The following is a 19979-nucleotide window of genomic DNA, read 5'->3' as shown; positions in this document are numbered from 1 at the left end:
GGCCCGGCGAAGCCGCTTCCGCGGTGTTTCACGAAGGGCCCTGGCTGCGCCGGCCGCGCGCGGTCTTAGTGGGGGAGCGTTATGACGAAGCTGGCGCCGCCGCCGGGGCGGTCCTCGCAGCGCACGCTGCCGCCGTGGCGCTCGGTGATCGACTTCACCAGCGCCAGGCCGAGCCCGACGCCGCCGTTGCGCTCGCTGGCGCCCGGCAGGCGGTAGAAGGGCTCGAAGATGCGCTCGCGCAGCGCCGCCGGCACGCCCGGGCCGCGGTCGTTGACGCGGATCTCGGCCTGGCCGGCGCGGCTGCCGATCTCCACGCTGGTCTCGCCGGCGCCGTAGCGGCCCGCGTTCTCGAGCAGGTTGCGGATCGCGCGGCGCAGCAGGCGCGGCACGCCGCGCACCGTGAGGGCGTCGCTGTCGGTGCCTTCCTTGACTTCCAGGTCGGCATCGACGCGGGCGCACTCCTCGGCCGCGAGGCCCGTCAGGTCGACCGTCTCGACCGTGCCCATGTCGGCTTCCTTCGCGTCCAGCCGGCTGGCCAGCAGGATCTCGTCGATCAGCTGGTCGAGTTCGGCGATGTTGCGCGAGATCTCCTCGCGCGCGGCCGGGCCGGGCCGCTCGCCCATCAATTCGAGCCCCATGCGGATGCGCGTCAACGGCGAGCGCAGCTCGTGCGAGGCATTGGCGAGCAGCGACTTGTGCGAGCTCACCAGTTGCTCGATGCGGGCTGCGGCGGCATTGAAGCCACTGGAAAGATCGGCCACTTCGTCCTGGCCGTCTTCGGGCACGCGCGCCGACAGGTCGCCTTCGCCCCAGCGCTGCACGCCGCGCTGCAGGGCCTCGAGCCGCTTGGTGAGCCGACGCACGATCGGGTAGACGCCCAGCGCGACCGCCACGCCCACCAGCGCCACCATCCAGCCGAGGCCGAAGGGCGTGCGCCAGGGCGACATGCCCGGCGCGCCCGGGCCGCGGTCGCGCGGCGCCACCTGCAGCGAGAGCGTCCTGCCGTCGTTCAGCGTGACGTCGAATTCCAGCCCCTGGCCCGGCACGCGCATGGCCTTGCCGCTGCCGATGTGGCGGTCCTTCGAGTCGAGCACCACCACCTCGCGCGGCACCGGCGCCAGCCGTTCGCGCTCGTTTTCGGCGGCCTCGCGCACGATCCAGTTGGCCGTGAGCGTCAGGATGAAGACGCCCGCCACCACGGCCAGCCAGACGCGGACGTAGAGATGGCGGCGGTAGAGATTGAGCAGCATGTCAGTCCGCCGCAGGGCCGCCCCAAGGCGGACTGGGCCCCCTCGGGGGGCAGCGAGTACACGAAGTGACGAGCGTGGGGGCCATGTATTCAGTCTTGTTGCTTGGCGAAGACGTAGCCCACGCCGCGCACCGTGAGGATGCGCTTGGGGTTCTTGGCATCGACCTCGATCGCCGCCCGGATGCGGCCCATGTGGACGTCGATCGAGCGGTCGAAGGCCTCGAGCTCGCGGCCGCGCACGGCTTCCATGATCTGGTCGCGCGTGAGCACGCGGCCGGCGCGCTCGGCCATCGCCACCAGCAGGTCGAACTGGTAGGAGGTGAGGTCGGCGAGCGCGCCGCCCACCGTGACGGTGCGCGCATTGCGGTCGATGTCCAGCGAGCCGAAGCGCATCACGGCGGGGCCTTCGGAACCGCTCGTGGTTTCGCCTCGGCGGCGCAGCACGGCGCGGATGCGCGCCAGCAGCTCGCGCGGCTCGAAGGGCTTGGGCAGGTAGTCGTCGGCACCGATCTCCAGGCCGATGATGCGGTCCATCGGGTCGCCCTTGGCGGTCAGCATCAGCACGGACACCTTGGCCTGGCCGCCCGGCAGCGCGCGGATGCGCCGGCAGACCTCGAGGCCGTCGGTGTCGGGCAGCATGAGGTCGAGGATCACGAGGTCGGGCGAGCGCTGCTGCAGCATCTCGAGCCCGCTGGCGCCGTCGGCGGCGTGGGAGAAGCCGAAGCCCGACTGCGTCAGGTATTCCCCCACCATCTGCGCCAGGCGGGTGTCGTCTTCGATCATCAGGAGTTGCGGGGTGCTCATTCGGTGTGTCTCCGTGCGTTGCGCCACGGTGTTGTATTCAAGGGGGTAGCTTCCTCCCGCGGGGTGCCGCAGGGTTGAACGCTTCGTAAAGTTGGGTAAACCTTGCCGCCGACGGTTTCATCCGGCGGCGAAAAGAAGGGGTTCGGGCGGCGAGCCGGCGGGTGCGGTCGCCCGTGCCAGCAGCGCGGACAGCGCGCCGCCGTCCAGGCCCGGGTGGTCGCCGGTGGCGCGGGCCAGCATCTCGCCGGCCAGGGAGGTCAGCCGGTCCACCGACTGGCGCAGGCGGTGCTTGAAGGCATCGTCGTCCAGGGTGTCGCTCAGGCTGCGGTTGAGTTCGGCGAACCACGGCAGCGCGGCCTGGTCGAGCAGCACGGCCGAATTGCGCCGGTGGCTCACGGCGGACCAGTCGCGGAAGAAGGCCTGGGCCGCGATGTTGAGGTGCTGGCAGTGCTGCAACTCGTCGCGCAGGCTGCCCAGCAGGACCAGGTCGGTGAGTCGCTTCTGAAAGAAGATCTGCGCCAGCACGCCCCAGTAGTAGCTGTAGTCCCATATCACCTTCACCGGCAGCACCTCGGGGTCGCCGAACAGCGGGTACTGGTCGGTGTAGAGCGCCAGCGTGCTCTCATAGAACGAGTGGTAGATCTGGTCGTAGAGCTGGGCCCTCGCCGCCAGCGCGTGGCCGGCACGGTCGCGCCCGACCAGGTCGCAGATGTAGGTGTTGGCCATCGCGATGAAATCGCTGCCCGGCGAATAGAAGGGGTCGAGGAACAGCCCGGCATCGCCCGTGAGCGCCCAGCGCTGGCCCGAGAACACCTGCTTGCAGCCGTAGGAGAAGTTGCGCAGGTAGGCGAAGTCCTGCAGCAGGTGGCGCTTGCCGTCGAGCGCGTCGTAAAGGCGCGGCTGCCAGGCCTGGAGCCACTGCATCGCCTTGTCGAAGCTGTCCAGCCGCTCCAGCGGATGCAGGCGCGGGTCGGCGACGATGCCGACCGAATGCGAGCCCGAGGCCAGGGGGATCAGCCAGACCCAGTAGCCCGCGCCGACCAGGTGATTGGTCGACAGCCAGCGCGACTGCGGCTGGCAGCGTGTGCGCCAATGCGGGTCGTCGGACCAGTCGTCGATCGCGATGCGCTCGCCGATGCGGAACCACACCGCGTTGCAGTCGTGCGCGTTGGCCTGTTCGAGCCCGAGCTTGCGCTTGAGCAAGCCGGCGCGGCCGCAGGCATCTACCAGCCAGCGGCTGCTTGCCGGGTGCGTCTGGCCGCCCTGCGACCATTCGATCCGATGCGTCCCGCGCGGATCGTCGGCCAGGTCGATCCGGCGCACCGTCGCGTGGTCGATGAAGCGCACGCCCTGGCGCCCGGCCTCCTCGGCCAGGTAGTTCTCGAAGATGCCGCGGTCGATCTGGTAGCTTGGCACCGAGAGATAGCGGCTGGCGCCGATCTCGGTCACCTGGTCGATGTCGCGCCGGCCTTCGCTGAAGAAGAAGCGGAAACCGAACTTGCGCAGCTGGGCGCCGTGCAGGTGCGGCTTGAGGCCGAGCACGGTGTCGAAGTAGTGAGCACCGATCTCGACCGACGATTCGCCGACCTTGTGGGTCGCATGCGGCACCGGATGCGTGCGACGCTCCAGCACCACGACGTCGATGTCGGAAAAGCTCTGGCGCAGCTGCAGCGCCAGCGTGAGGCCTGCGAGCCCGCCGCCCATGATCACGACATCGTGTGCGGGGCGGCTGGCATCCATGGGATCGTCAGCTCTGCGGTTCGAGCTGCAGTTGCGGCTGCAGCTCGATCTGCAGCGACAGCGTGGCCGACAGCGGAAGGCTCAGCGACTCGGGCTCGCCGCGCGCCAGCGACTCGAACAGCGGCAGGGCATCGGCCATCGCGTTGACTTCCAGGGCGCGTGCCGCGGCGCAGCGTGCCCGCGTCGCCGGCAGGGCGCCTCCGGCCAGCGACCACTCGAGGGATGCCACGGTGCGCGCAGTGCGCGTGGGCGACAGCACCAGGGCCACGGCCAGCATCTCGCGGCTGGTCGTCACCGAGGCCAGCGCGCCCACGGCCGGCATGTCGTAGCCGGCCAGCAGCACGGCGCGCTGGTCGGCGGCGCACTGCGCCGCCGCTTCGAGCAGGCCGGAGGCGAAGCTGCTCTCATAGGCCGCGAGCGAATTGCTGGCCGCCATGCAGCCGGTGCCGATGGTCCAGTAGCCGACCGCGGCGTTGTGCACCGAATTGTGGAACTTGATCGGCGACAGCAGCAGCGGATCGGCCGCCAGCGTGCTGCACATGTAGTCGTTGATGCCCAGGTCGCCATGCGCCGAGGCGAAGACGCAGGGCAGGTCGGCCGCGTTGCGGCCCGAGCCGGCCACGGCGGCGGCCGCCACTTCGAGCGCCAGCGCCACGGTGTCGGGAGCGCGCCGGCGTTCGGCCGGCGCCAGCAGCTGCGGCGAGGGCCGCTTGGCCGGCGGGTCGGCCGGCGCGCCATCGCCGCGGAACACGGCGCTGGCGATCTCCCAGCCCGGCAGCGTCGCGGCCCAGAAGGCCGGGCCTTCGATGAAGAGCGTGGGGGTCTTGTGCGTCGTCATACTGCGGCTCCCTTGCCGAAGACCAGCGAGCAGTTGTTGCCGCCGAAACCGAAGGAATTGCTCAGCGCGTAGCGCACCTCGCCGCGCGCGGGCTGCAGCTTGATCTGCGGCCCGCACTCGGCGTCGAGCGTGGTGGTGTTGACGGTGCCCGGCTTGAGGCCGGTCTCGATCGCCAGCAGGCTGATCACGGCCTCGACGATGCCGGCCGCGCCCAGCGTGTGGCCGGTGAAGCCCTTGGTCGAGCTGGCGTGGGTGGTGACGGGGAAGCGGCGTGTCACCAGGGCCCCTTCGACCTCGTCGTTCTTGGAGCTCGCGGTGCCGTGCATGTTGATGTAGTCGATGGCGTCGGCCGCGAGGCCGGCGCGCGCCAGCGCGTCGTCGAGCGCCTTCTCGGCGCCCAGGCCCTCGGGATGCGGGGTGGACATGTGGTGGGCGTCGCTGGCCTCGCCATAGCCCAGCAGTTCGAGCCGGCCGCGGCCGCGTTCGACCAGCGCGAAGCCCGCGGCCTCGCCGAGACTGATGCCGTCGCGCGCGGCATCGAAGGGGCGGCAGGGTGCGGGCGAGACCAGTTCGAGCGAATTGAAGCCGAACAGCACGCTGCCGCACAGCGTGTCGACGCCGCCGACCACGGCCGCGTCGACCAGGCCGAGGCGGATCAGCCGCTCGGCGGAGGCGAACACCTTGGCGCTCGACGAGCAGGCGGTGGAGATGGTTTCGGCCGGGCCTTCGAGGCCCAGTGCCTGCTGCACGAAGAGGGCGAGCGAATGCGGCGTGTGGACCTTGGGGCGCTGCTGGTCGGCGGGGAAGGCGCCGTCGGCCAGTTGCGTGTAGGCGGTCTCGGTCTCGCCGATGCTGGAGGTCGAGGTGCCGAGGATCAGCGCGATCCGGGTCGGGCCGTAGCGCTTGCGGGCGGCGGCGACCGCCTCCATGAAGCCGTCGGCCTGCAGGCCCAGCCAGGCCAGCCGGTTGTTGCGGCAATCCCAGGCCGCGAGTTCCTCGGGCAGGCGGAGTTCTTCGAGGCCGTCGACGCGGCCGATCCAGGTCGGCAGCGGCGAGGCGCCGAAGTCGTTGGCGCGCAGGCCGCTGCGCGACTGCGCGAGCGCGTCGCAGAGGGCCGTCTTGCCCACACCGACGGCCGAGGTCGCGGTGAAGGCGCTGATCTGCAGGGGGGGGATGCGTGAAGGTGTCACGTTGGGCGGGTGCGGTGGCTAAAACACGACAGCCTACCAGTTGGGCGACGCTTCCCGGCGTCGCCAAGGTCTCGACCCTGCGGTCGGGGGTCTCAGGGCAGGGCGCACCTAGGGCGAATCAGCCCTGCCGCGCTTGGCGGCCTGTGACGCCAGCGCCACCAGCAGCAGCACCGGCACCCCCAGGACCGCCGTGCCGATGAAGAAGGCGCTGTAGCCGAAGTTGTCCACGAAGACGCCCGAGTAGCCGGCGATGAACTTGGGCAGCAGCAGCATCAGCGAGCTGAACAGGGCGTACTGGGTGGCCGAGTAGCTGATGTTGGTCAGGCTCGACAGGTAGGCGATGAAGGCTGCGGAGGCGATGCCCCCGGCCAGGTTGTCGGCCGACACCACCAGCACCAGCGCCGTGAGGTCGTGCCCGCGCGAGGCCAGCCCGGCGAACAGCAGGTTGCTGGCGGCGCTCAGCACGGCGCCCAGCATCAGCACCCGCATCACGCCGAGCTTCATCGACAGCACGCCGCCGACGAAGGCGCCGACCAGCGTCATCACCACGCCGTAGATCTTGCTGACCGTGGCGACCTCGTCCTTGGTGAACCCCATGTCGACATAGAAGGGGTTGGCCATGATGCCCATCACCACGTCGCTGATCCGGTAGACCGCGATCAGCGACAGGATCAGCACCGCCTGCCAGCGGTAGCGGCGGATGAAGTCGGCAAAGGGCTCGATCAGCACGCTCGACAGCCATTCGCGGGCGTTCTTCGGCTGCGGCAGGGCGGCGCGCACCGGTTCGGGCGACACCAGCACCGTGAGGACGCCGACCGCCATCGAGGCCGCCATCACGAGGTAGGCGGTCTTCCAGGCGCCGTTCTGGTAGCCCGCGAGGCCGGGCAGCTCGGCCCAGGCCGCGACCCACAGCACGCCGGCGCCGGCCCAGATCATCGCCAGCCGGTAGCCGGTCTGGTAGCAGGCGGCCAGCGCGGCCTGCTTGCGCGTGGCGGCCGATTCGATGCGGAAGGCGTCCAGCGCGATGTCCTGCGTCGCCGAACCGAAGGCCACCAGCAGCGCGCACCAGACCAGCGGCGGCAGGCCGTCGCGCGGGTCGTTGAAGGCCATGCCGGCCAGCCCGGCGATCACCGCCAGCTGGGCCAGCAGCAGCCAGCCGCGGCGGCGACCGAGCAGGGTGGTGAAGGGCGGCACCGGCAGGCGGTCCACCAGCGGCGCCCAGACCCACTTGAAGCCATAGGCCAGGCCGACCCAGCTCAGGAAGCCGATGGTCGAGCGGTCGATGCCGGCCTCGCGCAGGCGGAAGCTCAGCGTGCCCAGCACCAGCAGCAGCGGCAGGCCGGCCGAGAAGCCCAGCGCCAGCATGCGCAGCGAAGCGGGTTCGAGATAGACCTTGAGCGCGTCGCGCCAGGGCGGGGACGGGGGGGCTTCGGCAGCCTGCGGTGCGGACATTCGGTACGGGAGGTTGAGGCCTCGCATTATTCCCGCATGCGCGCGGCCTCCGGCGATGGCGGCTGCGGCCCAGGCCTTCTGTCCGGTCCTACAGCGTGAAGTCGTAGTCCACCGTGATCGGCGCGTGGTCGCTGAACTTGATGGTCTTGAAGATCGATTCGTCGCGCGCGAGCTGCGCCAGCTTCGGCGTCGCGAGGTGATAGTCGAGCCGCCACCCCACGTTGTTCGCATAGGCCTGGCCGCGGTTGCTCCACCAGGTGTAGGCGTCGCCGGTGGTCTCGGGCTTGAGCATCCGGTAGACGTCGACCAGCCCCGCACCCTCGGCGCCGGCGTCGAGCAGCTTCGTCATCCAGGCGCGCTCCTCGGGCAGGAAGCCGCTGTTCTTCTGGTTGCCGCGCCAGTTCTTGAGGTCGATCTCCTTGTGCGCGATGTTGATGTCGCCGCACAGGACGAACTCGCGTTCGCGCTTCAATGCGATCAGGTGCGGGAAGAACCCCTTGAGGAAGCGGAACTTCGCCGCCTGCCGCTCTTCGCCCGACGAGCCGCTGGGAAAGTAGCAGCTGATGATCGACAGCTTGCGCTTCGGCGTGTCGAAGCGCAGTTCGAGGTAGCGGCCCTCGGCGTCGAATTCGGCGTCGCCCCAGCCCACCACCACTTCGCTGGGCGCATGCCTGGTGTAGATCGCGGTGCCGGCGTAGCCTTTCTTCTCGGCGAAATGGAAGTGGCCCTTCAATCCCGCCATCTCTTCGAAGCGCCCCTCGATGTCGCTGGCCTGGACGCGGATTTCCTGCATGCAAATACAATCCGGCGCCAGTCCGCCGACCCAGTCGGCGACGCCCTTGGTGGCAGCCGATCGCAGGCCGTTGAGGTTGAGGCTGGTCAGTTTGAACACGAGGACATTCCCTATGGCTGAAAAGATGGAAGAAGGCGGCGCGCTGGCACAGGCGTTCGTGCAGTTTGCGCTGGAGTCGGGGGTGCTGCGCTTCGGCGAGTTCAAGACCAAGGCCGGCCGCATCAGCCCCTATTTCTTCAACGCGGGCCTGTTCGACGATGGCGCCAAGCTCGCGCGGCTGGCCGAATTCTATGCAGACCGGCTGATCGCGAGCGGGCTGGAGTTCGACATGATCTTCGGCCCGGCGTACAAGGGCATTCCGCTCGGCGCCACGGTGGCGGCCGAGCTCGCGCGGCGCGGCCGCAACGTGCCCTTCGCGTACAACCGCAAGGAAGCCAAGGACCATGGCGAAGGCGGCACGCTGGTCGGCGCCCCGCTCAAGGGCCGGGTGCTGATCGTCGACGACGTGATGTCGGCAGGCACCGCGGTGCGCGAGTCGATCGCCGCCATCCGGGCCGCGGGCGCCACGCCGCACGCGGTCGCGATCGCACTGGACCGGCAGGAAAAGGCGACCGAGAACGGGGTCGACGTGGACCACAGCGCCGTGCAATATGTACGCAATCAGCTCGGACTTGCAGTAATTTCCATTGCAACGCTGGATGACTTGTTACAGTATCTCTCGGGCCGCGCGGATGACGCGCTGGGCACCCACCGCCAGCACGTGCTGGCGTACCGGGCACGTTACGGCGCGGGCTGATTCAACCCGTCTGAAGGATTGATGTTGGCGAGCAAGCAAGCACTGAAGGCATTTCTGGCGTTCTCGCTGGCTGCGGCCGGCGCGGTGCAGGCACAGCAGCAGCCCGCGCGCACGCCATCCGCCTCGACAGGCATCTACAGCTGCACCGACGCGCGCGGGCGCACCATCACCGCCGACCGTCCGATCCCCGACTGCATCGACCGTGAACAGCGCGAACTCAACCCGAGCGGCACCATGCGCCGCAAGCTCGAGCCGACCTACACGGCGCGCGAGCAGGCCGAGCGCGAGGAGCGGGAACGCCTGACGCAACTGCAGGCGGCCCGGCTGCTGGAAGAGCGGCGGCGCGAGCGAGCGCTGCTGGTGCGCTACCCCAACCCGGCAACCCACGACCGCGAGCGCGCCGAGGCCCTGGTACAGATCGACGTCGTCATCCAGGCCGCCAGGAAGCGCCTGGGCGAGCTGGCCGACGACCGCAGGAAGATCGACGACGAGCTCGAGTTCTACAAGAAGGACCCGAGCAAGGCCCCCGAAGCGGTGCGCCGCAAGATGGAAGACAACGCCAGGAGCGTCGCGGTGCAGAACCGCTTCATCGGGGAGCAGGAAGACGAGAAGAAGCGCCTGAATGCGCGCTTCGACGAGGAACAGGCGCGTCTCAAGCCGCTCTGGGCGTCGAGCGCGGCTGCCGCTTCAGCGCGGTAGCAGTCGGCGCGCCCTGACTGCATCCAAGGAAACAGTCGCATGGGCAACCGGATCTTCACGCTGGACTATCTGCGCGGCCTCGCGGCGTTGATGGTGTGCATCTGCCATTTCGCTCCGGCACTTTCGGGGACCGCGGCCGATCTCGCGAAGCACGGAGCGGTCGGCGTCCAGGTGTTCTTCGTCATCTCGGGCTACATCATTCCCTACAGCCTTCTGAAGGGGGAGTACCGGATCACGGACATCGGCCGGTTCTGGCTCAAGCGGCTGTTGCGCCTGCAGCCCACGTACGCCGTCGCGCTGCTGTTCACGTTCACGCTCTCGCTGGGGGCGGCGATGGTCAAGGGCGAGGCGCCGAAGATCTCGCTGCTGCAGCTGTCGCAGTATTTGCTGTACCTGGACGTCCCGGGCGAGAACCCGGTGATATGGACGCTCATCGTGGAGATGAAATATTACCTTTTCATCTCCATTTTCTTTCCGCTCCTGTTCTCGCAGCGCCGCCTGGTCCGCATCGTCTCGTTCTGCGTCTGTGCCGCGGTCGCCGCGTTCGGAGCCGATCGGCTGGATGTCGTCCGCCATCTTCCCTATTTTTTGATGGGATTCGTGGCCTGCTACGTCGCCATCCTTCGGATCCCCATGGCCGAGGCCGCAGGGCTGGTCCTGCTGGCCGCCGCCGCCGCAATACCGAAGTCCTCCTACCCCGAACTGGCGGCAGGCCTCTCGTGCTACCTGGCGATCCGCTACCTGCCGGCGATGCGGCTGCGGGTGGCGCTTTTCCTGGGCTCCATTTCCTATTCCCTGTATCTCATCCATTTCCCGCTCGGGGTGAAACTGCTCAACCTGGTGCTCCCCCGCACGCCGGAGTCGCTGCATGCGTTGTGGGTGCCGATCGGCGTTGTGGTTTGCAGCGCGGTGGCCTACGTGCTCTTCAGGCTGGTCGAGAAGCCGTCGAGCGAGTGGTCGCAGCGGCTGCCGATATCGGCGAGAAGGGCGCTGCAGCAGCGCCAGCTCAAGCCCGCCGCGCGCACCTGAAGCAAAGACACCCGCACCGCAGGGCTCCGCTCCGGCCGGCGCAGCCAGGCCCGTTGGTGAAACACCGCGGATCTGGCTTCGCCAGTCCGCCGGTGTTGCCCCCGGAAGGGGGTGGGCGGCTACACGAAGTGAGCCAACCTGGGGGCGAGCGAAATCACCCCAGCTTGGCCTTCAGCAGCGCATTGACCTGCGCCGGGTTGGCCTTGCCCTGGCTGGCCTTCATGACCTGGCCGACCAGCGCGTTGAATGCCTTGTCCTTGCCTGCGCGGTATTCGGCGATGTTCTTCTCGTTGGTCGCCAGCACCTGGTCGATGATCTTTTCCAGCGCGCCTGAATCGCTCATCTGCTTCAGGCCCTTGGCCTCGATGATGGCGTCGACCTCCTGGCCTTCGCCGGTCCACAGGGCATCGAAGACCTGGCGCGCGGCGTTGTTCGAGATCGTGCCGTCGCCGATGCGCTCGACCAGCCGGGCCAGCTGGACCGCCGACACCGGCGCCTCGGTGATCGCGATGTCCTGCTGGTTGAGGCGCCGGGCGATCTCGCCCGTGATCCAGTTGCTCGCCAGCTTGGCATTGGCGCCGGCAGCCACCGCGGCCTGGAAGTAGCCGGCCAGCGCCGGGCTCTGGGTCAACTGCGCGGCGTCGTAGTCCGACAGGCCGTGATCGCGCACGTAGCGCTCGGCCATCGCGCGCGGCAGCTCGGGCATCTCGGCGCGCACGCGCTCGATCCATTCGGCCGCGATCGCCAGCGGCGGCAGGTCGGGGTCGGGGAAGTAGCGGTAGTCGGCCGCGTCTTCCTTGGTGCGCATGGCGCGGGTCTCGCCCGTGTCGGGATCGAACAGCACGGTGGCCTGCTGGACCTGGCGGCCGTCCTCGATCTCCTCGATCTGCCAGCGGATCTCGTAGTCGATCGCCTGCTGCATGAACTTGAAGCTGTTCAGGTTCTTGATCTCGCGCCGCGTGCCCAACTTGTCGCCGGGCTTGCGCACCGACACGTTGGCGTCGCAGCGGAAGCTGCCTTCCTGCATGTTGCCGTCGCAGATGCCGATCCAGGTGACGATCTTGTGCAGCTCGCGCGCATAGGCCACGGCCTCGGCGGTGGAGCGCATGTCGGGCTCGGTCACGATCTCGAGCAGCGGCGTGCCGGCGCGGTTCAGGTCGATGCCCGACTGGCCGATGAAGTCCTCGTGCAGCGACTTGCCCGCGTCCTCCTCGAGATGGGCGCGCACCAGGCGCACGGTCTTGGGCTCGTCGCCGAGGAAGAAGCTGACCGAGCCGCCCTGCACGACCGGGATCTCGAACTGGCTGATCTGGTAGCCCTTGGGCAGGTCGGGATAGAAGTAGTTCTTGCGCGCGAACACGCTGCGCGGTGCGATCGTCGAGCCCAGCGCGAGGCCGAGCTTGATGGCGCGTTCGACCGCGCCCTTGTTCATCACCGGCAGCGTGCCGGGCAGGGCCAGGTCGACCGCGCAGGCCTGCGTGTTGGGCTCGGCGCCGAAGGCGGTCGATGCGCGGCTGAAGATCTTCGAGGCGGTCGAGAGCTGGGCGTGGGTCTCGAAGCCGATGATGACTTCATAGCCGCGCACCAGCGGGCCGGTCGGGCGCCCGCTCTGTGCGGCTTCGAAAGTGTTGGTTTCGCTCATGTCAGTTCTTCGCCATCAAAAGCCCGCCGGAGTGCGGAGGTGCCAGTCGGTCGCCTGCTGGAAGGCATGCGCCGCGTTGAGCAGCTTCGCCTCGGCGAAGTAGTTGCCGATCAGCTGGATGCCGACCGGCAGGCCGCCGTCGAATCCGGCGGGCACGCTCATGCCGGGCAGGCCGGCCAGCGAGGCCGGCAAGGTGAAGATGTCGGCCAGGTAGTCGGCGACCGGGTCGCCGCCGTGCTCGCCGAGCTTCCAGGCCACGCTGGGCGCGGCCGGGCCGGCGATCACGTCGCACTGCGCGAAGGCCTGCTGGAAGTCGTCCGCGATCATGCGGCGCACCTTCTGCGCCTGCAGGTAGTAGGCGTCGTAGTAGCCGTGCGAGAGCACGTAGGTGCCGATCATGATGCGGCGCTTGACCTCGTCGCCGAAGCCTTCCTCGCGGGTCTGGGCGTACATGTCGGCGAGGTCGCGGTAGTTCTTGGCGCGGTGCCCGAACTTCACGCCGTCGAAGCGGCTCAGGTTGCTCGAGGCCTCGGCGGCCGCGATGATGTAGTACACGGGAATCGACAGTTCGGTGCGCGGCAGCGTGATCTCGACGCGGCGCGCGCCGAGCTTCTCGTACTCGGCCAGCGCCGCATCGACCGCGGCGCGCACGCCGGGCGCCACGCCCTCGCCGAAGAACTCCTTCGGTACGCCGATGCGCAAGCCCTCCAGAGAATCCTTGAGCGAGCGCGAGAAGTCCTCGGGCGGTCGGGCCAGCGAGGTCGAGTCGCGGTCCGGGTCGGGCCCGCACATCGCCGACAGCAGCAGTGCGCAGTCCTCGGCCGAGCGGGCCATCGGTCCGGCCTGGTCGAGGCTGGAGGCGAAGGCGACCATGCCGTAGCGCGAGGCGCGGCCGTAGGTCGGCTTGATGCCGGTGACGCCGCAGAAGGAGGCCGGCTGGCGGATCGAGCCGCCGGTGTCGGTGCCGGTGGCGCCCGGCGCCAGGCCTGCCGCGACCGCCACGGCGCTGCCGCCCGACGAGCCGCCGGGGATGCGGCCGGTGTCCCAGGGATTGCGTACCGGCACCGCGTGGTCGAAGCCGATCGCCGGCACGGCCACGTTTTCGTTGGCCGAGCCCATCGCGAACTCGTCGCAGCTGAGCTTGCCCAGCGTCACCGCGCCGGCCTCGGCCAGCTTGCGCACCACGGTGGCGTCGAAGGGCGAGCGGTAGCCGGCCAGGATGCGCGAACCTGCGGTGGTCGGCAGGTCGGCGGTGACGAAGATGTCCTTGTGGGCGATCGGCACGCCCTCCAGCGCCGCGCCGGAGCCGGCGGCGATGCGGGCGTCGGCGGCACGGGCCTGGGCCAGCGTGAGGTCGGCGTCGAGCGCCACGAAGGCGCCGAGATCCTTGTGATCGCGGATGCGGGACAGGTGGTGCTGGGCGGCCTCGACGGCCGAAACCTTGCGCTGGCGCAGTGCTGCGGCCAGCCCGGCCACGCCCATGTGATGGATTTCCGCGCTCATTCGATCACCTTCGGGACCAGGAACAGGCCGTTCTCGACCGCCGGCGCGCTGCGCTGGTTGGCCTCGCGGTTGTTGGGTTCGCTCACCACGTCCGCGGCCAGGCGAAGCGTGATGTCCTCGATGGCGGCCACCGGATGGGCCAGCGGCTCGACGCCGGTGGTGTCGACCGCGCGCATGCGTTCGACGAGGTCGAAGAAGCCGTTGATCTGGCCGAGCATTCGCTCGCTTTCGTCAGGGGCCAGCTGGAGCCGCGCGAGCGAGGCGATGCGCGCGATATCGTTGGAAGTGAGGGACATCGGGAAAAAGAGCGTTCTGACGCGAAAATCGGGTGTGTTCACCCCCCGCAAAGGTGCGTGAAACCGCGGGAGAGTCAGGGGATTCGGTTATTATCCCGCCTTTGCCGCAACCCCCGCGAACGCGCCGGCATTTGCCGCAAAAACGTTTCAAACCACCCGTCACACGACCCAAAAAAGAGGGCGATGGCATGCCGACGCGCATGTCGTGCCCCAGAGGATTCCACCATGTTTGGAGCTTTCCGTCGGTACTTCTCGACCGACCTGGCGATCGACCTCGGCACCGCCAACACCCTGATCTTCGCCCGCAACAAGGGCATCGTCCTGGACGAGCCCTCGGTCGTCGCGATCCGCCATGAAGGCGGCCCGCACGGCAAGAAGGTGATCCAGGCCGTGGGCCGGGAAGCCAAGGCGATGCTCGGCAAGGTGCCCGGCAACATCGAGGCCATCCGTCCCATGAAGGACGGCGTGATCGCCGATTTCGTGATCACCGAGCAGATGATCAAGCAGTTCATCAAGATGGTGCACCCGCGCTCGCTGCTCACGCCGAGCCCGCGCATCATCATCTGCGTGCCCTGCGGCTCGACCCAGGTCGAGCGCCGCGCCATCAAGGACGCGGCCGAAGCGGCCGGCGCGACCTCGGTCTACCTGATCGAAGAACCCATGGCCGCCGCGATCGGCGCCGGCCTGCCGGTGTCCGAGGCCAGCGGCTCGATGGTGGTCGACATCGGCGGCGGCACCACCGAAGTCGGCGTGATCTCGCTCGGCGGCATGGTCTACAAGGGCAGCGTTCGCGTCGGCGGCGACCGCTTCGACGAGGCCATCATCAACTACATCCGCCGCAACTACGGCATGCTGATCGGCGAGCCGACGGCCGAAGTCATCAAGAAGAACATCGGCTCGGCCTTCCCGGGCTCCGAAGTCAAGGAGATGGAAGTCAAGGGCCGCAACCTCAGCGAAGGCGTGCCGCGCAGCTTCACGATCAGCAGCAACGAGGTGCTGGAAGCCCTGACCGATCCGCTCAACAACATCGTCTCGGCCGTCAAGAACGCGCTCGAGCAGACGCCGCCCGAGCTCGGCGCCGACATCGCCGAGCGCGGCATGATGCTGACCGGCGGCGGCGCGCTGCTGCGCGACCTCGACCGCCTGCTGGCCGAGGAAACCGGCCTGCCGGTGCTGGTCGCCGAAGACCCGCTGACCTGCGTGGTGCGCGGCTGCGGTATCGCGCTCGAGCGCATGGATCGCCTGGGCAGCATCTTCACGAGCGAATGACTCGCCCCCAGGTCGGGCTCACTGCGTGTAGCCCTCCCACCCCCTACCGGGGGCGTTGCCTGCGGCCCGGCGAAGCCGGTTCCGCGGCAACCCTGGAACACACAAAAACAAACAGCGCTGCTCTCGTGGCATAAAGCGTCATGCCGCTTGGCACCCTCGATCGAACCGCTCCGCCCCTCTTCAACCAGGGGCCGTCGGCGCTGAGCAAACTGATCTTCTTCAGCGCGCTGGCGCTGTTCCTGATGGTGGCCGACGCGCGCTTTCACCTCGTGCAGCCGATCCGGCTGGCGATCGGCGCCGTGCTCTATCCGGTGCAGTGGCTGGCGCTCAAGCCGGTGCAACTGGTGGCCGGCGGGGGGCGCTACCTCGAAGACCTGCAGACCGCGCAAGGCAAGGAGGCGGACGCCCGCAAGGCGCTCGCGCTGCAGTCCGAGCGCGCCAGCCAGGCCGACACCCTGGCGCAGGAGAACGCGCGCCTGCGCTCCATGCTCGAACTGCGCCAGACCACCCAGACCCCGGGCCGGGCGGCCGAGGTGCTCTACGACGCGGCCGATCCGTACACCCGCAAGCTGGTGATCGACCAGGGCCTCACCAACGGCATCGCGCCCGGCTCCCCGGTGATCGACGAGCACGGCGTGCTCGGCCAGGTGACGCAGGTGCAACCCTTCTCGAGCGAGATCACGCTGGTGATCGACCGCGACCTGGCGATCCCGGTGCAGAACGTGCGCACCGGTGCGCGCAGCGTGGCCTTCGGCGACGCCAGCGCGCACGGCGGCGGGCTCGAGCTGCGCTTCATGCAGGCGAATTCGGATGTGCAGGAAGGCGACGTGCTGACCACCAGCGGCGTCGACGGCGTCTATCCGCCGGGCCTGCCGGTGGCGAAGATCGACCGCATCGAGCGCCGCGCCGACTCCGCGTTCGCGCGCATCCATTGCCTGCCCCTGGCCCACGTGAGCGCGGCGCGCTACGTGCTCGTGCTGGCGCCCACCGGTGCCCAGGCGGTGCCGAAGCCGACCCCGCCCAACTCCCCCTCGGCCGTCGCCGCGAAGAAGAAGGCCGACAAGGCGGATGCGAAGGCCGACGCCAAGGCCGAGGCGAAAGCGGGCAAGAAGACCGACAAGAAGGAAGCGGGGCCGCGATGATCATGCGTCCAGGCCAGCAGCAGCTTCTGCTGCCCGTCAGTCCGCTGTTCATGTGGACCAGCCTGATCGTGGCCCTGCTGCTCAACATGGTGCCGCTGGGCCGCGCGGCCTGGACGCCCGACCTGCTGGCGCTGGTGATCGTGTTCTGGAGCGTGCACCAGCCGGCGCGCATCGGCATCGGCGCGGCCTTCGTCTTCGGCCTGCTGATGGACGTGCACCAGGCCGCCATGCTCGGCCAGCATGCCCTCTCCTACACCACGCTCGGTTTCCTGGCGACCATGGTCCACCGGCGCCTGCTGTGGTTCCCGCTCTTCTCGCAGGCGCTGCAGGTGCTGCCGCTGTTCGCGCTGTCGCACCTGATCGAACTCGCGATCCGCATGATCGGCGGCGGCGTCTTCCCGGGCTGGTCGCTGCTGGTGGCGCCGGCGCTGGAGGCCGCCCTGTGGCCGCTGGTCAGCCTGGTCTTGTTGGCGCCGCAGCGCAGAACCCCGGAACCGGATGCCAACCGCCCGCTCTAAGATGGCGCCCGCAGCCGCATCTCGGGCTCGCTGCGCCGCCTCCGTTCGGGAGCCGGCGCGGGCCCGGCTTCGCCGGACCGCTGCCGGCGCCCCTTCGAAGGGGGGTGGCGAAGCGACACGAAGTGCGCGCAGCCTGGGGGTGGGCCAATGACCGAGATCCGCAACGTTGCCGCCGACCTCTCCCGCTTCAGGCGGCGAGTGATCGTGATCGGCGTGGTCGTGCTCGCGGCCTTCGGACTGCTGTGCGCGCGGCTGGCCTACCTGCAGGTGGTCCGGCACGAAGACCTGGCCGAGCAAGCCGAGAGCAACCGCACGGCGATCGTGCCGGTGGTGCCGAACCGCGGCCTGATCCTCGACCGCAGCGGGATCGTCCTGGCCTCCAACTACTCGGCCTACACGCTCGAGATCACCCCCTCCAAGGCCGGCAATCTCGAGGACACCATCGATGCCCTGACCGAGGTGCTCGAGATCTCGCCGCGCGACCGCCGGCGCTTCAAGCGGCTGCGGGAAGACTCGCGCAGCTTCGACTCGGTGCCGATCCGCACCCGCCTGAGCGACGAGGAAGTGGCTCGCTTCGCGGCCCAGCGCTATCGCTTTCCGGGCGTGGAGATCAAGGCCCGGCTGTTCCGCAACTACCCCCACGGCGAGCTGGCCAGCCATGTGCTGGGCTACATCGGCCGCATCAACCAGGCCGAGAAGACGGCGATGGAAGACTGGGAGGACGAGGACCTGGCCAACTACAAGGGCACCGAGTACATCGGCAAGCTCGGCATCGAGCAGAGCTACGAGAAGACGCTGCACGGCCAGACCGGCGTCGAGCAGATGGAGACCTCGGCCGGCGGCCGCGCCGTACGCCGGCTCGCGGCCCACCCGGCGACGCCCGGCAACACCGTCATGCTGTCGCTCGACATCAAGCTGCAGAAGCTGGTCGAGGACATGTACGGCGAGCGCCGCGGCGCCCTGGTCGCCTTCGACCCCAAGACCGGCGAGATCCTGGCCTTCGTGAGCAAGCCCACCTTCGATCCGAACCTGTTCGTCGAGGGCATCGACACCGAGAGCTGGAAGGAGCTCAGCGAGTCGCTCGACAAGCCGCTGCTCAACCGCGCGTTGCGCGGCACCTATCCGCCGGGCTCGACCTACAAGCCCTTCATGGCGCTGGCCGCGCTGCAGACCGGCAAGCGCGGCCCCAGCGTGCTGGTCAACGACCCCGGCTACTTCAACTTCGGCGGCCACCGCTTCGGCAGCCCCGAGGGCAACATCGGCAACGTCGACATGCGCCGCTCGATCCAGCTGTCGAGCAACATCTACTACTACTCGCTGGCCAACGAGATGGGCGTCGACCTGATCCACGATGCGATGAAGCCGCTGGGCTTCGGCCAGATCACCGGCATCGACATCGGCGGCGAGGTGCGCGGCGTGCTGCCCAGCACCGAGTGGAAGCGCAACGCCTACCGCCGGCCCGAGCAGAAGAAGTGGTATGCCGGCGAGACCATCTCGCTGGGCATCGGCCAGGGCTACAACACCTTCACGATGCTGCAGCTGGCGCAGGCGACGTCGATCGTGGCCGATGGCGGCATCAAGCACCGGCCGCACCTGGTGCTGGCGATCCGCGACACGGTCACGGGCGAGGTCAAGCAGGTGGCGCAGCCGCCGGCCGAGAACCTCGGCTACAGGCCGGCCGACGTCGCCGTGATCCGCGAGGGACTGACCGCGGTGGTGACCAGCGGCACCGCGCGCGGCGTGTTCGCCGGCGCCGGCTACCAGGCGGCCGGCAAGACCGGCACCGCGCAGGCCGTGACGCAGGCGCAGAACACCAAGTACAACGCCAAGGCGCTGGAGGAGCACCAGCGCGACCACGCCCTGTTCATGGCCTTCGCGCCCGTCAACGACCCGAAGATCGCGGTGGCGCTGATCGTCGAGAACGCCGGCTGGGGCGCCGGCGCCGCGGCCCCGATCGCGCGTCGCGTGTTCGACTACTGGCTCATGAACCAGTACCCGAGCGAAGCCGACATGGCCGCCATCCAGATCGGCAAGGCCACCGCGCCGATCGGCAAGCCGCGCGTGGCGAGCGAAGTTGCCTGGCCGCCCGCCGGCGGCGCCGCGCAAGCGGCGGCCGCCCCCTGAGGCTTCAGCGCAGGAAGGCGTCGTAGGCGGTCTTCAGGATGAGGGCGCCGACGACGACGATGAACACCTTGCGCACGAAGCCGGCGCCATGCTTGATCGCCACCCGCGCACCGATCACGCTGCCGGCCACGTTGGCGACCGCCATGGTCAGCGCCAGCTGCCACAGCACGTGGCCCTTGAGCCCGAACAGCAGCAGCGCGCCCAGGTTGGTCATGGTGTTGAGCAGCTTCGCGGAGCCCGCCGCGTTGAGGAAGTCGTAGCCCATCCAGCGCACGAACAGGAAGACGAAGAAGCTGCCGGTGCCCGGACCGAAGAAGCCGTCGTAGAGGCCGAGCAGCATGCCGATCGAGCAGGTGGCGAGCAGTTCGGCGCGGCCGCTGAAGCGCGGCGCATGGTGGCGGCCCATGTCCTTGCGCGCCAGCGTGTAGAGCAGCAGGGCGACCAGCACCAGCGGCAGCAGCTTGCGCAGGAAATCCCCCGGCACCACCGTCACGCCCCAAGCCCCGGCCAGCGAGCCCGCGAAGGCCAGCGCGCCGGCCGGCAGCAGCGTGTGCCAGCGCAGGCCGACGCGATGGTGAAACTGCGCCGCGGCCGCGGCCGTGCCCCAGACCGAGGCGCTCTTGTTGGTGCCCAGCAAGGTGGCCGGGGCGGTGCCCGGCAGCACGCTGAACAGCGCCGGCACCAGGATCAGGCCGCCGCCGCCGACGATGGAATCGATGAAACCCGCGAACAGCGAGGCGAGGGTCAGCACCAGAACTTCCATGGAGGAAATTGTCTCATCCGGGGTTGTGCGCCCTCTGGCAGCAGACCTCGATCGCCCGGCGGCCGCCGCTGGCGAGCCCAAAAGAAAAGGCGCCGACTCGCGGCGCCTTGTTCAAAAAAACGGCATCTCGTC

At 69.1% G+C, this 19979-nt stretch carries 18 protein-coding genes; 7 read left to right on the top strand and 11 right to left on the bottom strand.

Annotated elements, in window-relative coordinates:
- Positions 1–65: 65 nt before the first annotated feature.
- The 7 genes from AB4Z46_RS21375 to AB4Z46_RS21345 all read right to left on the bottom strand — a co-directional run bounded on the left by AB4Z46_RS21375 (position 66) and on the right by AB4Z46_RS21345 (position 8165).
- The gene (locus AB4Z46_RS21375) at positions 66–1250 is read right to left on the bottom strand and encodes an ATP-binding protein (RefSeq protein ID WP_442285541.1); all 1185 of its coding nucleotides are present in this window, start codon (positions 1248–1250) and stop codon (positions 66–68) included.
- A gap of 89 nt (positions 1251–1339) precedes the next feature.
- Positions 1340–2053 (bottom strand): response regulator, encoded by a 714-nt coding sequence (locus AB4Z46_RS21370; RefSeq protein ID WP_442285540.1) that lies wholly within the window; start codon positions 2051–2053, stop codon positions 1340–1342.
- A 117-nt stretch (positions 2054–2170) separates the two neighbouring features.
- Positions 2171–3793, bottom strand: coding sequence for an NAD(P)/FAD-dependent oxidoreductase (locus AB4Z46_RS21365; protein ID WP_442285539.1), 1623 nt, complete (start codon positions 3791–3793; stop codon positions 2171–2173).
- Positions 3794–3800: 7 nt separating this feature from the next.
- Entirely contained in the window at positions 3801–4631 is an 831-nt protein-coding gene (locus AB4Z46_RS21360) for a beta-ketoacyl synthase chain length factor (RefSeq protein ID WP_442285538.1), read from the bottom strand.
- Entirely contained in the window at positions 4628–5821 is a 1194-nt protein-coding gene (locus AB4Z46_RS21355; RefSeq protein ID WP_442285537.1) for a beta-ketoacyl-[acyl-carrier-protein] synthase family protein, read from the bottom strand. Before AB4Z46_RS21355 ends, AB4Z46_RS21360 begins: the two co-directional genes overlap by 4 nt.
- A gap of 108 nt (positions 5822–5929) precedes the next feature.
- The gene (locus AB4Z46_RS21350; RefSeq protein WP_442285536.1) at positions 5930–7273 is read right to left on the bottom strand and encodes an AmpG family muropeptide MFS transporter; all 1344 of its coding nucleotides are present in this window, start codon (positions 7271–7273) and stop codon (positions 5930–5932) included.
- Between the two features lie 88 nt (positions 7274–7361).
- Entirely contained in the window at positions 7362–8165 is an 804-nt protein-coding gene (locus tag AB4Z46_RS21345; protein WP_442285535.1) for an exodeoxyribonuclease III, read from the bottom strand.
- 13 nt (positions 8166–8178) lie between these two features.
- Here AB4Z46_RS21345 and pyrE point away from each other — a divergent pair, with 13 nt between their 5' ends.
- The 3 genes from pyrE to AB4Z46_RS21330 are packed head-to-tail and all read left to right on the top strand — an operon-like array spanning position 8179 to position 10590.
- Positions 8179–8862: an orotate phosphoribosyltransferase gene (gene pyrE, locus AB4Z46_RS21340; protein WP_442285534.1), complete on the top strand. Its 684-nt coding sequence runs from the start codon at positions 8179–8181 to the stop codon at positions 8860–8862.
- 24 nt (positions 8863–8886) lie between these two features.
- On the top strand, positions 8887–9561 hold the full coding sequence (locus AB4Z46_RS21335; protein ID WP_442285533.1) for a DUF4124 domain-containing protein: 675 nt from the start codon (positions 8887–8889) through the stop codon (positions 9559–9561).
- A 39-nt stretch (positions 9562–9600) separates the two neighbouring features.
- On the top strand, positions 9601–10590 hold the full coding sequence (locus AB4Z46_RS21330; RefSeq protein ID WP_442285532.1) for an acyltransferase family protein: 990 nt from the start codon (positions 9601–9603) through the stop codon (positions 10588–10590).
- Between the two features lie 154 nt (positions 10591–10744).
- Here the strand turns inward: AB4Z46_RS21330 and gatB are convergent, their stop codons facing one another.
- From gatB to gatC, 3 genes are read right to left on the bottom strand one after another with little or no spacing between them, the layout of a single operon-like run.
- The gene (gene gatB / locus AB4Z46_RS21325; RefSeq protein ID WP_442285531.1) at positions 10745–12232 is read right to left on the bottom strand and encodes an Asp-tRNA(Asn)/Glu-tRNA(Gln) amidotransferase subunit GatB; all 1488 of its coding nucleotides are present in this window, start codon (positions 12230–12232) and stop codon (positions 10745–10747) included.
- Positions 12233–12247: 15 nt separating this feature from the next.
- Positions 12248–13735 carry an Asp-tRNA(Asn)/Glu-tRNA(Gln) amidotransferase subunit GatA gene (gatA, locus tag AB4Z46_RS21320; protein WP_442285530.1) on the bottom strand — a complete coding sequence of 496 codons (1488 nt, stop codon included), beginning with the start codon at positions 13733–13735 and terminating at the stop codon, positions 12248–12250.
- A complete protein-coding gene (gene gatC, locus AB4Z46_RS21315) occupies positions 13732–14031 on the bottom strand; it encodes an Asp-tRNA(Asn)/Glu-tRNA(Gln) amidotransferase subunit GatC (RefSeq protein WP_442285529.1) in 300 nt (99 codons plus the stop codon). The genes gatA and gatC overlap by 4 nt, the downstream gene beginning before the upstream one ends.
- Before the next feature lie 225 nt (positions 14032–14256).
- Between gatC and AB4Z46_RS21310 the strand changes: the two genes are divergently transcribed.
- The 4 genes from AB4Z46_RS21310 (at position 14257) to mrdA (ending at position 19084) form a co-directional block, all read left to right on the top strand.
- Complete coding sequence (locus AB4Z46_RS21310) at positions 14257–15300, top strand: rod shape-determining protein (RefSeq protein ID WP_077002382.1); 1044 nt, start codon at positions 14257–14259, stop codon at positions 15298–15300.
- 140 nt (positions 15301–15440) lie between these two features.
- Positions 15441–16442 (top strand): rod shape-determining protein MreC, encoded by a 1002-nt coding sequence (gene mreC, locus AB4Z46_RS21305; RefSeq protein ID WP_442285528.1) that lies wholly within the window; start codon positions 15441–15443, stop codon positions 16440–16442.
- The gene (mreD, locus tag AB4Z46_RS21300; RefSeq protein ID WP_442285527.1) at positions 16439–16960 is read left to right on the top strand and encodes a rod shape-determining protein MreD; all 522 of its coding nucleotides are present in this window, start codon (positions 16439–16441) and stop codon (positions 16958–16960) included. Before mreC ends, mreD begins: the two co-directional genes overlap by 4 nt.
- A gap of 147 nt (positions 16961–17107) precedes the next feature.
- Positions 17108–19084, top strand: a complete 1977-nt coding sequence (gene mrdA, locus AB4Z46_RS21295) for a penicillin-binding protein 2 (RefSeq protein WP_442285526.1) — start codon at positions 17108–17110, stop codon at positions 19082–19084.
- Between the two features lie 4 nt (positions 19085–19088).
- On the opposite strand, the gene AB4Z46_RS21290 is transcribed toward mrdA, so the two are convergent.
- Positions 19089–19847 carry a sulfite exporter TauE/SafE family protein gene (locus AB4Z46_RS21290; RefSeq protein WP_442285525.1) on the bottom strand — a complete coding sequence of 253 codons (759 nt, stop codon included), beginning with the start codon at positions 19845–19847 and terminating at the stop codon, positions 19089–19091.
- Between the last annotated feature and the right edge of the window lie 132 nt (positions 19848–19979).

Source organism: Variovorax sp. M-6 (assembly GCF_052114385.1).
Lineage (GTDB): Bacteria > Pseudomonadota > Gammaproteobacteria > Burkholderiales > Burkholderiaceae_C > Variovorax.
This window is presented reverse-complemented; position numbering and strand designations above follow the sequence as displayed.